The 15,272-nt window shown below is 42.2% G+C and carries 12 protein-coding genes and 1 CRISPR repeat array; of the genes, 9 read left to right on the top strand and 3 right to left on the bottom strand.

From position 1 onward, the window contains the following. The 3 genes from AC4PL9_RS11600 to cas2 form a co-directional block, all read left to right on the top strand. Nucleotides 1–230 (top strand): hypothetical protein (locus AC4PL9_RS11600; protein WP_491604914.1); only part of this gene is annotated, 230 nt, incomplete at its 5' end. An 80-nt stretch (nt 231–310) separates the two neighbouring features. Then, complete coding sequence (cas1, locus tag AC4PL9_RS11595) at nt 311–1,240, top strand: type II CRISPR-associated endonuclease Cas1 (protein ID WP_491604913.1); 930 nt, start codon at nt 311–313, stop codon at nt 1,238–1,240. After that, nucleotides 1,212–1,559 carry a CRISPR-associated endonuclease Cas2 gene (cas2, locus tag AC4PL9_RS11590; RefSeq protein ID WP_343785503.1) on the top strand — a complete coding sequence of 116 codons (348 nt, stop codon included), beginning with the start codon at nt 1,212–1,214 and terminating at the stop codon, nt 1,557–1,559. Before cas1 ends, cas2 begins: the two co-directional genes overlap by 29 nt. 153 nt (nt 1,560–1,712) lie before the next feature. Then, a CRISPR array of direct repeats spans nt 1,713–2,746; the repeat unit is 46 nt; unit sequence CCTGTGAATCCTCACTAAATGTACTGACTTTGAAGCAATTCACAAC. A 232-nt stretch (nt 2,747–2,978) separates the two neighbouring features. Here the strand turns inward: cas2 and AC4PL9_RS11585 are convergent. Both AC4PL9_RS11585 and AC4PL9_RS11580 read right to left on the bottom strand, forming a co-directional pair. Then, a complete protein-coding gene (locus AC4PL9_RS11585; RefSeq protein WP_491604912.1) occupies nt 2,979–4,988 on the bottom strand; it encodes a zinc-dependent metalloprotease in 2,010 nt (669 codons plus the stop codon). A 159-nt stretch (nt 4,989–5,147) separates the two neighbouring features. Continuing rightward, nucleotides 5,148–5,690 carry a hypothetical protein gene (locus AC4PL9_RS11580; protein WP_491604911.1) on the bottom strand — a complete coding sequence of 181 codons (543 nt, stop codon included), beginning with the start codon at nt 5,688–5,690 and terminating at the stop codon, nt 5,148–5,150. Nucleotides 5,691–5,927: 237 nt separating this feature from the next. Between AC4PL9_RS11580 and AC4PL9_RS11575 the strand changes: the two genes are divergently transcribed. Both AC4PL9_RS11575 and AC4PL9_RS11570 read left to right on the top strand, forming a co-directional pair. Then, nucleotides 5,928–7,385 carry a heparan-alpha-glucosaminide N-acetyltransferase domain-containing protein gene (locus tag AC4PL9_RS11575; RefSeq protein ID WP_491604910.1) on the top strand — a complete coding sequence of 486 codons (1,458 nt, stop codon included), beginning with the start codon at nt 5,928–5,930 and terminating at the stop codon, nt 7,383–7,385. A 4-nt stretch (nt 7,386–7,389) separates the two neighbouring features. Next, nucleotides 7,390–7,707, top strand: a complete 318-nt coding sequence (locus tag AC4PL9_RS11570; protein ID WP_491604909.1) for a c-type cytochrome — start codon at nt 7,390–7,392, stop codon at nt 7,705–7,707. On the opposite strand, the gene AC4PL9_RS11565 is transcribed toward AC4PL9_RS11570, so the two are convergent. After that, nucleotides 7,704–8,681, bottom strand: a complete 978-nt coding sequence (locus AC4PL9_RS11565) for a D-alanine--D-alanine ligase family protein (RefSeq protein ID WP_491604908.1) — start codon at nt 8,679–8,681, stop codon at nt 7,704–7,706. The two genes, AC4PL9_RS11570 and AC4PL9_RS11565, sit on opposite strands and share 4 nt — an antisense overlap. A 215-nt stretch (nt 8,682–8,896) precedes the next feature. Here AC4PL9_RS11565 and AC4PL9_RS11560 point away from each other — a divergent pair, with 215 nt between their 5' ends. The 4 genes from AC4PL9_RS11560 to AC4PL9_RS11545 all read left to right on the top strand — a co-directional run bounded on the left by AC4PL9_RS11560 (nt 8,897) and on the right by AC4PL9_RS11545 (nt 15,239). Continuing rightward, a complete protein-coding gene (locus AC4PL9_RS11560; protein WP_491604907.1) occupies nt 8,897–9,688 on the top strand; it encodes a PASTA domain-containing protein in 792 nt (263 codons plus the stop codon). A gap of 19 nt (nt 9,689–9,707) precedes the next feature. After that, nucleotides 9,708–11,942: a T9SS type A sorting domain-containing protein gene (locus AC4PL9_RS11555; RefSeq protein ID WP_491604906.1), complete on the top strand. Its 2,235-nt coding sequence runs from the start codon at nt 9,708–9,710 to the stop codon at nt 11,940–11,942. Then, the gene (locus tag AC4PL9_RS11550) at nt 11,939–12,982 is read left to right on the top strand and encodes an RluA family pseudouridine synthase (protein WP_491604905.1); all 1,044 of its coding nucleotides are present in this window, start codon (nt 11,939–11,941) and stop codon (nt 12,980–12,982) included. The genes AC4PL9_RS11555 and AC4PL9_RS11550 overlap by 4 nt, the downstream gene beginning before the upstream one ends. A gap of 88 nt (nt 12,983–13,070) precedes the next feature. Next, nucleotides 13,071–15,239: an OmpA family protein gene (locus tag AC4PL9_RS11545; RefSeq protein WP_491604904.1), complete on the top strand. Its 2,169-nt coding sequence runs from the start codon at nt 13,071–13,073 to the stop codon at nt 15,237–15,239. Nucleotides 15,240–15,272: the final 33 nt, after the last annotated feature.

Below are 15,272 nucleotides of genomic sequence, written 5' to 3'. Positions count from 1 at the left end.
ATTTGTTAGACCCAAAAAATAAAAAGGAGATAAGTCCGAATTTGTTTAGGGTGCAGAAGTTAGCAACGAAGAATTATTTTTTCAGGCATCATTTAGAAACCACAGTTGAAACACCGAAGGAATTGACAGGTGTAACTTACAAACCCCAATTGGGTTTAAATGGAATAGTAGGAATTGTCAAAGTCCGTGTCAATCATCTTGGGGATATTGTAGGTGTTGGGGAATATTAAGAATAACTGATTGGTTTCGGAGATTTGTAACCATTTTTTATGGTAAACGTATTGTAAATCAAATCAATACTGCTTATACGATGATCAAACGAACCCTGTACTTTGGTAATCCGACGTATTTGAATACGCGGAATGAACAATTGGTTGTCAACTATCCGGAGAAGGACAGTGTATCGAAAACTGTTCCGATTGAAGACCTGGGCGTGATTGTACTGGAACACGCACAGATTACGATCAGTAACGCCTTGATGAGTAAACTGATGCTGAATAATGTAGTGGTGGTGCATTGTAACCCGCAACACATGCCGCAGTCGATGACGCTTTCTTTGTACGGCCACTCTGAGTTTAACGAACGGATCCGACAGCAACTGACGGCCAGTGTACCCCTCAAAAAGAACCTCTGGCAACAAACGGTGGAACGTAAGATTACGAACCAGCTCGCTTACCTGAGGAGTACAGGATATGCCACAAAAAAAGAACTGGATAAACTAACGGATTTGTCGCGAACGGTGCTTTCGGGTGATACACAAAACAACGAAGGACAGGCAGCAGCGATCTACTGGAATACAATATTCGGGATCGAAGGATTTACCCGCGGAAGAAAAGAAGAAACGCCGAACAATCTGTTAAATTACGGATATGCTATTCTGCGGGCAGTTTGTGCCCGTGCAATTGTAGGAAGCGGCTTATTGCCGGGGTATGGTATTTTTCATGCAAACAAGTACAACGCGTATTGCCTGGCGGATGATATCATGGAGCCGTATCGCCCGTATGTAGATACCGTTGTAGGGGATCTGGTAAAAGAGGGGGCGGTACAGAGTGATTTAACTCCGGAACTAAAACGACGCTTACTGATGATTCCTGCTCTGGATGTGGTAATCGAAGGTAAAAAGAGTCCTCTGTTGGTTGCTATGAGCCGGACAACAAGTTCCCTGAGTGATTGTTTTGCGGGGATCAGCAGAAAAATAAACTACCCCGATTATGGCAGCGGATCGGTACAGTCGGCTTAATCAATATCGTGCCATGTGGGTAATGGTCTTGTTTGACCTCCCGACAGAGAGCAAGAAAGAGCGAAAAGTAGCTGCCAGATTTCGCAAGACCTTGCTGGATGACGGGTTTACGATGTTCCAGTTTTCGATCTATCTGCGGTTTTGTGCCAGTCGTGAAAATGCAGAGGTACATATCCGACGGGTGAAGAACATATTGCCGGAGAAAGGCAAAATAGGGATTCTGCATATTACCGACAAACAGTTCGGAATGATGGAAATCTTTTACGGTATAAAAAAAGAAGAAATTCAGAGTCCTGCTCAGCAGTTGGAATTGTTTTAGAGAACGGAAAACATCATCTGTTCGAAAAAAAGGATTCAACAACAGAATCGAAAAAATACAACAGAACAGAAGAGAGGAAGAGAAACGGATACATTTTTTGAATGCTATTCAATGAAAGAATCCACAGGATATCAGCCCGTTAACCGGGGGTATCCTGTGAATCCTCACTAAATGTACTGACTTTGAAGCAATTCACAACTTATCGTTGAAACAAATCTAAGCACTTTTACCTGTGAATCCTCACTAAATGTACTGACTTTGAAGCAATTCACAACACGGCTCATCGCCTAGCTCGTCAATAATGACCTGTGAATCCTCACTAAATGTACTGACTTTGAAGCAATTCACAACACGCAAAACAAAGCCTTATAGCCCTTTTCGCCTGTGAATCCTCACTAAATGTACTGACTTTGAAGCAATTCACAACTATGGGGTGGCGATAGTGCATGTGAGGATCCCTGTGAATCCTCACTAAATGTACTGACTTTGAAGCAATTCACAACGAGTTAGTCCTTGTGAACATCGATCTTCTACCTGTGAATCCTCACTAAATGTACTGACTTTGAAGCAATTCACAACAATATCTGAGTAATTGAACCTTTTGAATAACCTGTGAATCCTCACTAAATGTACTGACTTTGAAGCAATTCACAACATAAGATGAAAGTTGGTTCCAATCCAGATTCCTGTGAATCCTCACTAAATGTACTGACTTTGAAGCAATTCACAACTTTCATTATTTCAAAAATTGAATCGCAAGGCCTGTGAATCCTCACTAAATGTACTGACTTTGAAGCAATTCACAACCAGAGACTATCCACATTAAAGGCAGCTATACCTGTGAATCCTCACTAAATGTACTGACTTTGAAGCAATTCACAACCCTTCAAGACCTTGGGATATTCCGGTGAAGCCTGTGAATCCTCACTAAATGTACTGACTTTGAAGCAATTCACAACTTCGTAGGATGGATTGTTTGCTTTTCGGTGCCTGTGAATCCTCACTAAATGTACTGACTTTGAAGCAATTCACAACCTAGTAGGTTGTCAGATTCATCTTCGTTCTCCTGTGAATCCTCACTAAATGTACTGACTTTGAAGCAATTCACAACCCACAGCCATTTGTTTAAATTGTACTTGTACCTGTGAATCCTCACTAAATGTACTGACTTTGAAGCAATTCACAACAGAAATACAAGTGTTTCAACATAACCGAACCCTGTGAATCCTCACTAAATGTACTGAAAGCGGAATGATTTTAGCCGAAAAACAAGTAGCTATTCGTGTGATTTTAAGAGCATACAACACCTCAAATCCGGTAAAAGTGAGTGGGTGTACGAAACTCCTGTTCTATTAATAAAAGAAAGGAAAACAAAAAAAGATGCCGGAACTTGTTACAGTATCCGGCACCTGATTGTTGTTACTGAACGATCAGTTTGTGTGTACGTTCATAATCTCCCGAAGTCAGTCGGACAAAATAGACACCTTGTGACAAAGGAGCTATTTTACTCAGATTGACCTCTTCTTTATCCGAAGAGACAGTCAGGCTGGTTTGCCCGATAAATCTGCCTGCGGCATCTGACAAAGTAATTGTAAGAGGTTTCCCCTCACCGGAAATCTGGATAAATACATCCGATCCCGATTGGGCAGGATTAGGGAAGACAACAGACTCCGAAAGAAGATTCTGCTCCTCATCCATTCCCAGTGTACCACCTACCATAATGTTGTCAATCGCAATGTTGTTCGAATAATCCGAAGCCGTATATTCAAACTTAAAACGAACATTATGGTCGGATGGGGAAGTGCTTACAGAGAAACTTTCTTCCCGCCAGATAGATGAAGGTCCCGGAACAAAATCCTCGAAACCGGATCCGTTGGTAATCAAATCCAGTCCGCTTATCGTTTTTCGCAACTGCCACGTTCTACCGCAGTTTTTGGAGACATAGATTTTTAATTCTTCTTTCATATTCGCCTCGTCATATGCATTGGTCGCCGAACTAAAAGAGAACGAAACCTGCACACTTGAAGTGTTCGAAAGATCAAACGATGGTGTTATGAAAGCATCCACAGTTCCTCCCAGACGATTATCGTAGAAAAATTCGTCCGAAAACTCATACGGATCGGTGTAAGGAGATACGTTTCTAAGGAAAATTCCTTTTGACCCGTTAAGCCCTACATTATTCAGCACCTTCCATTCGCCCTCGTTTTTCTCCGGGTTGTCAATGATGTACTGGAAGTCCATTTCATCATCAAAAGTTAAGCCTCTTGGTCCGTGAAAATCCGCATAATCCGGTGATACATAAATGTAGCTTTCTTCGGTCTTTGTACTTTCACCGTTTGTTCCGGTAACAGTAAGTGACACGGTTTTCCACCCCTCACTATCCCAGGAAACCGAAGGGTCTTCGTCGTTTGAATACTCCGGTGTTCCTCCCTGGAAATGCCAGGTGTACTGCGGATCTTCAACACGCCATGAGTGATTGGTAAACTGGATGGCTTCACCTTTACATACGGTAATGGAAGGAGCATGAAAATCCGGTTTCGGAAGACAGGTTAACTGCGGCGACAAAGTCTGCTGTAGATTACTTTCCAACCAGAGTGATTTTCTGGCGGATGTTTCCGAATGCAGGATCGTACGCATAAAGTGTACTTGCCCTTCCGTGAACATGTTAGAGCAATATGAGTACTCCATATAGTTCTGAACATTGTCTAGTTCCGAATCACAGGTGGTACCCGCAAGGTCACAACTCGTCCATCCGATCGTATTGGGAGTATCCTCAATACCGTCATCATCCATACAGTTGACCGGCTGTCCGGGATCATTTGTCGTCCCCCATGTATGTGCCAGCCCGAGGAAATGCCCGATTTCATGCGTCAGTGCACGGGAGTTATTTATACTGGAAGTCCCGATGTCACTGATGTAATTGTGGCGGATGATAATTCCGTCACGCCAGAACCCGTTTCCTTCTACAGCTGAGGGGAAATAAGCATACCCGGCAACACCGTTTTCCATCGATTTTACCACCCATACGTTCAGGTATTTGGCTCTGAACCAGGGGCGCAGTTTCGAATAATCGTCTCCGATTAATGTTTCGTGTGAATAGTACCGGTTAATTCCATTGGTACATTCTCCGAAAGGATCTACACGCGCCAGCTCAAACTGTATTCTTGCTTTTCCGGCAATTGCTTTAAACTCCGGAACAATAGCCATCGTATCAGCGTTTAATTTCATGTAGTCCTCGTTCAGGATTTCAACCTGTCTGTACACCTGTTGATCAGAAATGTTTTCCGGACCGTATTCGTGAATAATATGGAACACAATAGGAATGGTAATAAGAACTGTGTCCTCATCACTTTTAGTAGTGTATTGTCCCATTTCGCGCATACGTTCGTACGCCTGCTTGATCTCAGGGTGTAATTCTCTAAGTTCCATTTCTTTTAGGTGAGAGCCGCATTTGAAGTGGCTTTCCTGCGCTAGTCCTGTTAGACCCAAAAGAAAGGAGCATATAATAAATATGTATTTCATGTTTATGAAAGTTAAATGAATAAATAACCTCTCACATCCCGTTTCGGGAATGTGTTTTCGAGTTTTTTAGGCGACTAAACGAGGCGGGGGTACTGGGATTTCAAGCGAAATACCGAAGTAAATTTCCGGAGGTCTGTCAGCAATGACCTCGTAGTGTGACTGAAACTTTTGAAGCTCCGTAAGTAAAATGTGCAGAGGAATATACTCTTTTTCACAAATAACCTTGAGTTTTGCTGTCCTGGATTCAGGATCTGTATTTTTAGCAAAGCGGATTGTAGCCAATTGGTTGACACGTTGGTTAAGGGCTGTTTCCTCTCTGTCCCACCAACAATGGAAAAACAGGGAGTCATTTCTCTCCTTTCGGTACACAATATCATACATTTCTCCCCGGTACTCAAATTCCTTTGAGTGTTTCCAGTTTACTTCCCGGTTGATCGTGTGCTTTGAAAACCGAAGCTCGACTAACTGGTCCGCCGGAATTTCGTTCATGAGCTTACGCTTAACTTCCTTACGAATTTGCTTGCGTTCCAACTCAAAATACGTTCGTAATCCGAGGAAAGGTATGTACAAAACTGCTATAAGCAATATGACTGATATAGTACGCGTCACGGGATAAAATTACGACTTTTTCAGAGTATATGAAGAATAGGAGTGGAGTTAAAACCTCAAGTGACTGATATTTATAGTGTTTTGTAGTTGATGGAGTGTGTATTGTATAAAAACAGACTTGTAGGGTAGGACTGGTTGAGTGACAGGAGAATGGAGGTGAGGTACGAGAAGTGTTGTTCCACCCAAAAATAGAAGCGGTATATTTTCATTCAAACTTTCTTGTACATTTGTCGTGAAATGGAGAAGGTAAAAAAGACGCGGATTCTATTCCTGGATATGATGCGGTTTCTTGCATTATTCATGATGATCCAGGGGCATACCGTTTATGCGATGATCGATAAAGAGATCCGCGAAGGAGATTCGTTGGGAATTCATATCTGGACCTTTTTCAGGGGGTACACAGCACCTTTCTTTATGGTAATAGCAGGTGGTGTTTTTACCTTCCTCTTGATTCAGGAGAATAAGGTGCATGTACGTCACAATATGCGTATCCGAAAAGGAATCACGCGGGTAATGACCTTGCTTTTTTGGGGGTATCTTCTTCGCTTCCCTATACAATCACTGTATGCTAGAATTTCACAGGCACAGACCGATGTTGCTATGGCAGTTGATGTACTGCATATTATTGGTTTGGGACTTTTGACAATAATGACCATTTTTTCATTGTCACGGAAGTACGTAACAGGGCTTATGGTGATTTATTTCACTCTGTTCGTTTCGGTTGCTTATATCAGTCCGCATATAACCACCGTGAATTACCATAGCCAACCTGCACCTCAACTTTCAGAGCAAAATCTTGGAGTAGTTTTGGTAAACAATACACCTGAGATTGCAGATTCGTTGCATTTGATTGACGGAGACGGATTGGTTGTAAAAGAAGTTGTGAACGGGAGCAAAGCTGAAGAATTGGGATTGCAATCCGGTGATTTGATTCTGAGCATCGGTTATCAGGATGTTTGCTCTCTGGAAGAACTACCGGTTATGGAGTCGCGGCAGGTGTATGGTAAATACGCCAACCTGAAAGTCATCCGGGGAAATAAGCTGCTGGATATCGAATGGAACTGGGATCAAAAGGTTCGGCTTTTTCCTAACTTTTTCACACTATGGATCAATTCGGAAAAAACCTTTGCAGGGAAGAGCTCTCCTTTTCCGACTTTCCCGTGGATAGCCTATTTACTTTTTGGAGGGTTTTTCGGAGCATGGTTAGCGCGAATGAATGAAAAAGAAAGGCTTCATAAATGGATGGATGTAAAATTGTTGGTTCTGTCAACGATATTACTGGTCTGGTCCGAGATAGGGGATCATATTGAGATAGATGTGTACGGACGAAGTAACTTTTGGGGAGACGTTGAGGGAATGGGGGCTAGCCCTAATCTGATTTTACACAGGATTGGAGTCGTTATTCTGGTCGGTGCTGTTTTTGCGTTTCTGGCACGTTTTGTAAAAAAACTTCCTCCGCTCATGAATCAGATGAGCCGTAATACGCTATGGTTGTATATCGGACACCTGGTAGTCCTTTACTGGATTCGTCCCGTATTGTACAGAGGCCGGTTTGATGTAGGAGGAACCCTGATTTGCGTAGCTGTTATGTTTGCTTTAATGATTGCCCAGACAAAAATAATTGAAGCAAAAGCGAAAAAAGGTTCCTGGAAATTGTATCTTTTAGGAGTAGTAAATAACATTAAAAGAGGGTAGGAGTATGAAAAAGATAATGGGGGTTGTACTGGTAATGGGAATGGTTTCGGCGTGTGGAGTTACACTGTTGATGCCTTCTGAGCAGGACATAACAAGAGTTTCGGATAAATTTCCGGGGTACACACTTTCTGAACTGAGTCAGGGGAAAACACTGTATGAGGAGAATTGTAAAAAGTGCCACGGATTAAAAGCACCGGAAAAACTATCAGAAGAAAAATGGCGAAAAATCGTTCCGCCGATGGCTAAAAAAGCCAAAATTTCTGACGGAGAAGAAGAGCTTATCCTGAAGTACCTGATTACGATGTCAGGAGCCCAGCGCTAATACCACTGTGGATACTCGGCACGAAGAATCTGGTCAAAACATTCACGAATTGTAATGTCGGCACAAGCGAGTTGTTGAGGGACAAGACTTGCATCCGAAAAACCGGGAGTGGTATTTACTTCCACTAAATGAGGGATGCCGTCAACGATGATGTAATCAACCCGTGCCAGAGAGCGCAGGCGCAATGTGGCATAAATTTTTTCCGTAAAAGCCTGTACCATCGTTAACTCCTGCTCATTGATTCGTGCAGGTGTTATTTCCTGAGATTTTCCTTCGTACTTGGCAGCAAAATCAAAATAATCGCCTTCGGCAACAATTTCTGTCGGAGGCAGCGTGACAATACCATCCGGAGACCGAAAAGCACCACACGTTACTTCTGTACCTTTCAGATAACGTTCAACTACGACTGTTTTTCCTTCCCGGAAAGCATAAGCAAGAGCCGGTTCAAAATCACTTTTTTCTTTTACCATCGTCACGCCAAAACTGGAGCCGCTGTCACACGGCTTAACAAAACAGGGGAGTCCTGTTTGCGAAAGAACATCATCGGTTTCGTGTTCATCAGGAGTAATGTATAACACGGCATCAGCCACCGGTATACCAAAGTTTTTCAGAAACTGATTACAGAACCATTTGTCAAACGACAATTCGGAAGCAAGCGGATTACTGTTTAAGTAAGGAATACCCTGCATATCAAGATAAGCCTGTACCTTTCCGTCTTCACCGGGGTATCCGTGAATGTATACGACAGCCAGGTCAAATTTAAGCCGGGTGCCATCCGTCATCAGAACCGAAAAATCATTCAGGTCAACAGGGATTTGCTCTCCCTGCTCTTCCAGCCACCAACCTTCTTCATTCAATATAACCCTGTGACAACTATATTCTGAAGGAAAGTGAGTAATGATAGTTGTAGCACTCTTCAATGAGATGGCGTACTCCGAAGAGAGTCCCCCGCAAATAACAGCAACTTTACGCATATTCTGATGTTCTTTGCCGCTAAGTTACATATAGCACGGTTTCATTCGATAATGACAGACCAAAGTTATCAGCACTTCTGTTTTAATAATCCTGATCGCCAAAGTAACGGTGAAACCGAAAAGAATAGCAGCGTGTTAAAAAACAATAAAGTCATCAGACGGCAGTTTCTTATGATGAATATTTTTTTAGTTTTGTTGGATAATATTCAATATCCGTGGGAAGTTTTTTTGTTAAGCTATTCAATTTCATAAAGAGCAGAGCATTTCTGATCAATATAGCTCTTATTATTATTGCTGTTTTGTCCATTATTTTCGGAACACTGTCTTATCTGGATACGTTTACCCGTTTCGGACAAAAAATCGAAGTGCCGGATCTGGTAGGTGACAAGGTGAATCTGGAAGAAATTGATGCTTACCTTTCCGGAAAAGAAATAGGATATGAAGTACTGGATTCTGTATACCGGACGGATTTACCCCCGGGAACAGTCTTTTTTCAGCAGCCTGGACCCACTTCACAAACCGGAGTGTATGTGAAAGAAGGACGAAAAGTGAAGCTGAGAGTCGCCACACGCTTCCGAATGGTAGAGATGCCGGCTTTGGCAGGGAAAACCTCCAAGCGTTTTGCCGAACAAATACTGGAAAACAGAGGGCTGGTTCCTGTTGTCGAGTTTCAACCCAGTATAGAAGGAAAAGATCAGGTACTGGAGCAAAAATACAAAGGGAAAAAAGTAGCTCCGGGAGAAAAGCTACCAATTGGTTCAAAGATTGTATTGGTAGTATCCAGAGGTCCTAGCGTTCAGACAGTCTCCGTTCCGAATTTGGAGGGGATGACAATATCCGAGGCAAGAAATCGTTTAGAACAGCAAAACCTTTCTCTGTATGTCTTGTGTCAGACCTGTTCTGATGAGGCGAGTAAAGAGAAGGCGATTGTTGTCCGCCAGATGCCGGATGCTTCGGGTGAATCAGTTATTTCTGCCGGAGGTACAGTCACAGTATGGGCGGAATAATTGTAAATTAGAAAGAATTATGTTGAAAGCAATCTTCCTTGGATTCTCTGCTATTTCATTTGCCGTAACCTTATCTGCTCAGATAGAGGTTGTATCCCCTTTACTTATGCGGGGTGGTGGTGAAAAGCCGGTGGCTGTACAAAAAAACGGACAGGGGGAAACGATACACGGGCAGTTTTTTTACCAGTTGGATACCGTAAACCTGCCTGTTTTTGATGATTTTTCTACGAATAAATTTCAACCTTACGAAGCAGAGGCAACAGATCCGAATGTAACGGAAGAACTGTATTACAAAATGCTGGATCTTTCTGACCTTCCGTTGCCGATGAATACAAAGCTTACGGATTTCCCTACTTATAAGGTAGATGTTAATTCGGGAGCAGGTACACAAGATACGATCTGGTATACTCCCGAAGATTTTAAATACAATGCACTGAATGCGTATCCGGTCGATGTGTACGGCACGTATTCGGGCTATCCACCCTTCATTGTCTTTGATACAATTGATGTGGCAGGAGATCCCGATACAGTTTGGGTGGAGACAAATTTGTACATACAGGATACCGCCCGGGTGTACATCGTTTCGGTTACTGATCCGGATTATATCTGGACGGATTATCAGGCGTATTGGAATATGTCGAGACCAGTTGATCCCTGGTCGTTGGGAGTGGCAACATTTGACGGTCTGGACGAAAACGGATTTCCGTATGCAATAAATACAGCCTATTCGGATTATGCCGATCATCTTACGTCAAAAGTAATTGACTTGAACTACCCACCCAATGATAGTATTTACTTTAGCTTTCTGTATCAGGCAGGTGGTTTTGGAGACATGCCGGAGGAAGACGACTCACTAATCTTACAATTCTTTAATGTAGATGAGCAGGTGTGGGAAAACGTCTGGGGAACGCATGGAATTCCGCTTAGTGATTTTAAATTAGTGCATTTTCCGGTCGTACAAAGTAAGTTTTTGCAAAATGGATTTCGGTTCCGTTTTAGAAATTACGGAGGGTTGTCTGGAGATTTGGATAACTGGCACGTGGATTATGTAAACCTGAGACGACTTTCGGGGTATCAGGATACATTGGTTTCCGATTTTGCAATCGTTTATCCGGTGAATACATTATTGAAAGAGTATACAGCTGTTCCCTGGAAACATTTTAGAAATAATCCTTCGGGAAGGATGTCGGATGATCTGGGGTTGGTTGTGCGTAACGGATCAAACCTTCCGGAGAACAATCCTCCCGGGGATCTTCGCGTGTATTACGAGGAAGTACTGGAGCATACCTACACATTTCCGGGGCAGACCTTGTCAAATGGAGATTTGAACTATGAGCCAAGAACTACCTACCATTCCTATCACGATTTGGGCACTACATACCAGTTTTCGACAGGTATGGTAAATGATACAATGGTAGCATTTGATCATGAGTTTACCGCTACCGCTCCTTTTGCACAGTTGACCAATTCAAATGATACAACCCGGGGGCAACAAGTGTTTGCGAATTATTATGCTTACGACGACGGGTCGGCGGAATTAGCTTATGGTATTAACGGAGAACAGGCGCGTCTTGCGGTTCAGTTCACAAGCTGGGAACCAGACTCCTTAGTTGCTGTTCAGATGCATTTTGTACCTACGGTACTGGATCATTCGGATAAGATCTTTCTTTTGACAGTGTGGGATGATAACAACGGACGTCCGGGGAATGTCTTGTATCAGGATGATTTCTTTTTCCCGAGTATGCCGGAGTATATGCACGATCGGAATTTATTCTGGAATTACTATTTCAGAGATGATATAAGAATCCCTGTTTCAGGTATTTTTTATGTGGGATGGAGACAGATTGAACAGGACGCACTAAATGTAGGGTTGGATAAGAATACAAACAGTCAGCAGAAGGTGTTTTATTCCATAAATGGAGAGATTTCATGGCTTAATTCGTCTTATTCCGGCTCTTTAATGATTCGTCCGGTAGTTTCTTCAAAGATGAATTATCAGTTGAGTGCAGACGAATTGATGCAGGAAGAGTATTCGGAGCTGGTTGTTTATCCGAATCCATTCAATAATGTAATTAACCTGTCGGAACCGGGAGAAGGGACAGTTGAATTATATACCTTGGACGGAAGAAAAGTATTGGAGTCTGAGTGGCAGACTGAAATTCGAACAGATACAGTTCAAACCGGTATGTATGTACTGGTTATCAGAGATAAAAAAGGTGTTGTGGTGAACACGCATAAAATCACCAGATTATGATAGAGGAAGAACAGGAATTTCAGGAAAATGAATCAGAAGAGTTGTATGAGCATTTCAGCTTTACAGCAGATGGTGGTCAGGAAGTAGTACGAATTGATAAGTACCTGTTAGACAGGATGCCGAATACGTCCCGAAACAAAATTCAGGTAGCGGCAAAAAACGGGAACGTACTAGTCAATCAAAAGACCGTAAAACAAAATTATAAAGTAAAACCTGGAGATATTGTTTCCATCGTTTTGCCTTATCCGGTAAGAGAGTTGGAATTGATTCCTCAGGATATCCCGTTGGATATACTTTTTGAAGATGATACACTGATCGTGGTTAATAAGCAGGCTAATATGGTCGTACATCCCGGGTATGGAAACTATACAGGGACCCTGGTAAATGCATTGGTTTATCATTTTGATAACCTGCCTTCCAGAAAAGATGATTTTTACGGACGTCCGGGGCTTGTACACCGATTGGATAAGCATACGACAGGAGTTATGGTCGTAGCGAAAACAGAGCAGGCACTCACTGATTTAGCCAAGCAGTTTTACGATCGTACAACGGAGCGTAGATATCATGCACTTGTTTGGGGAGATGTGAAAGAAGAGGAAGGAACCATTACCGGACATATAGGGCGATCATTGAAAAATCGTAAAATGATGGAGGTCTTTCCAGAAGGTGATTATGGTAAGCATGCCGTTACCCATTACAAAGTGCTTCGGAGATATGGATATGTTACATTGGTGGAGTGTAAACTTGAGACCGGTAGAACCCATCAAATTCGTACGCATTTCAAATATATTGGTCACCCGTTATTCCACGACCTTGAATACGGAGGAGATAAAATTCTGAAAGGAACAACTTTCACAAAATACAAGCAATTTGTTGAAAATTGTTTTGAATTATTACCCGGTCAGGCTTTGCATGCCAAAACACTGGGGTTCACGCATCCGGTTTCAAAACAGTGGATGGCCTTTGATTCGGAACTTCCGGAAGGATTTAGCAGGGTTTTAGACAAGTGGGAGACCTACAGTTCATTTAAAATGGAGTAGGTGTTGCTAACAAAAAAAATAATATTAAGTTTGTAAAATATCAAAATTATCCGTTTTTTCGTGACAATTTTGTGTTAAAATACAGTCTATGAAACGATATTTATTAACCAGCTTATTATTTGTATTTGCTACTATCTCTTTGGCACAACAGAAATACATTGATGAGGCGAAGTTCTATTTTCAAAGCGAAAATTATTGTGAAGGAGCCGAAAAATGTGAATTAGCTTACGGGAAAATCAATCCGAAATCCGATAAAGCAAAACGTTTGAAAGGTGATATGGCTTTTATGGCAGCAGAGTGCCACCGTCTGACTGAAAACTTTTCGTATGCAACGGATTGGTATGACAAGGCTATCTTGTTACGATATTACGAAGTAGAGCCTAAGGTGTATTTCTACAATGCTGAAATGTACCGTGCAATGGGAGATTTCAATCCTGCGGAAGAAAATTATAACGAGTATCTTAAACTGGTTTCCGGAGATAAGATCGCAAAAAGAGGCCTGGAGTCTGTTAAGTTGGCCAAGTCGTACAAGGCGAACAGAACGCGTTACACGGTAAAGAACGAGTCTAAAATCAATAAGCCGGAGTACGATATGACGCCGATGATTGGTAATCGTAAAGGAACTGAATTGTATTTCTCATCTTCGCGTCCGGGATCGACAGGTTCAGATAAGGACCCGAGAACGTGTGAGAGTTATATGGATCTTTGGGTAACTAAAATTGATAAAAAAGGAAACTTTAGCCAACCTCAGTTGATTACCGGGGAAAATGTAAATACAATAGACAACGAAGGGTCACTTTGTTTTGACGGACGTTTCAAAACCATGTTCTTTACACGTTGTCCGAATTTGAAAAAACAAAATCTGGGATGTGATATCTGGATGTCTGAGCTTGGAGCACGAGGTTGGGAAGAGCCAAAGAAATTGCCATTGAAGCCGGAAGGAAAAGAAGGGGATACTGTTTCTGTAGGACATCCTTGTGTGTCTCCTGACGGGAAATTCCTGATTTTTGCTTCTGATATGTTCGGTGGTCAGGGAGGTCGTGACCTTTGGTATACGACATACGACCGTCGTTCGGATTCATGGTCAGCACCGGTCAATATGGGGCCTGAAATCAATACTGAAGGAAACGAACTGTTCCCTACATTCGGTGAGGACGGATCACTTTACTTTGCTTCGGATGGTCATCTTGGAATGGGAGGACTTGATATCTTCAGAGCTGAAAAAGTAGGAGAGGAATACAAGTGGACAAAACCGCAAAACCTTGGGTTCCCGATCAATTCTGTTTCCAATGATTTTGGTTTGATTGAGATTGATGCAAGAAACGGGTACTTTACTTCGAACAGAAAATCTACAGATTCTCAGGGAGAGTATACAGATGATATCTGGTCCTATAATTTGCCTCCAAACTTGTTTACTTTGAAAGTGATTATTTCGGAGTCTGATTCTAAAGGAAAAGGAAAACGAATTGAAAACGCAACGGTGAAAATTACAGGTTCTGACGGATCAAGTTGGGAAGGAATAACCAATGATCTTGGAGAAGTGTATTTTGAGAAAAAGCCGGATGATTCACGTTACATTAATGAAAACACAGAATACCTGATCGAAGCCAGTCTTTTCGGAGAAGGAGATCAGGGATACTATCCAAACTCAGGAGGGATTTCTACCGTAGGTCTTGAGCAGGATATGGACTTTATTAAAGAGATTGCACTATTACCAAAACGTCCGATTCGTTTGCCTGAGGTGCGTTACGCACTTGGTAAGTGGGATCTTTTGGTAAACGAAGAAATCAATTCTAAGGATTCCCTGAACTACGTATATGATCTGCTTCAGGAATACCCAAGTTTGGTTATTAAACTGACTTCGCATACGGATGCGCGAGGTTCGGCTTCTTCAAACAGAACGTTGGCACAGAAACGTGCTGAGTCTTGTGTGAAGTACCTTGTAGAAGAAAAAGGAGTTGATCCTAAGCGTTTGGTAGCAGAAGGACGTGGAGAGGATGATCCTAGAACTGTTTGGTTGTTGAACGGAGAGTATCTGGTTGATGAGCCAAAAGCTGATGCAGGAGCTGAAGAAATCGAACTGGTTGAAAGCTACATTAACAAGTTCAAGAGAAATGAAAAAGAAATATTCGAAAAACTGCACCAGTTTAACCGTCGTACTGAAGGAGAAGTGGTAAGTTTCGACTACGTACCTGAACCTGAAAAACCGGAAGGTGAAGAGGGAGAAACAGGTGAGGTAGAACAAACAGAAGAATAAGAATAGAGATACTTTAGAAAAAGCATCCCGTTG

It is taken from the genome of Wandonia sp. (genome assembly GCF_984588085.1).
Note: the sequence above shows the minus strand (reverse complement) of the source record. Positions and strands in the feature narration are given on the sequence as shown.

Excerpts from the sequence above, each read along its gene's own strand:
- cas1 (WP_491604913.1), top strand. The coding sequence starts at position 311 with ATGATCAAACGAACCCTGTACTTTGGTAATCCGACGTATTTGAATACG.
- cas2 (WP_343785503.1), top strand. The coding sequence starts at position 1,212 with ATGGCAGCGGATCGGTACAGTCGGCTTAATCAATATCGTGCCATGTGG.
- AC4PL9_RS11585 (WP_491604912.1), bottom strand. The coding sequence starts at position 4,988 with ATGGAACTTAGAGAATTACACCCTGAGATCAAGCAGGCGTACGAACGT.
- AC4PL9_RS11575 (WP_491604910.1), top strand. The coding sequence starts at position 5,928 with ATGGAGAAGGTAAAAAAGACGCGGATTCTATTCCTGGATATGATGCGG.
- AC4PL9_RS11570 (WP_491604909.1), top strand. The coding sequence starts at position 7,390 with ATGAAAAAGATAATGGGGGTTGTACTGGTAATGGGAATGGTTTCGGCG.
- AC4PL9_RS11565 (WP_491604908.1), bottom strand. The coding sequence starts at position 8,681 with ATGCGTAAAGTTGCTGTTATTTGCGGGGGACTCTCTTCGGAGTACGCC.
- AC4PL9_RS11555 (WP_491604906.1), top strand. The coding sequence starts at position 9,708 with ATGTTGAAAGCAATCTTCCTTGGATTCTCTGCTATTTCATTTGCCGTA.
- AC4PL9_RS11550 (WP_491604905.1), top strand. The coding sequence starts at position 11,939 with ATGATAGAGGAAGAACAGGAATTTCAGGAAAATGAATCAGAAGAGTTG.
- AC4PL9_RS11545 (WP_491604904.1), top strand. The coding sequence starts at position 13,071 with ATGAAACGATATTTATTAACCAGCTTATTATTTGTATTTGCTACTATC.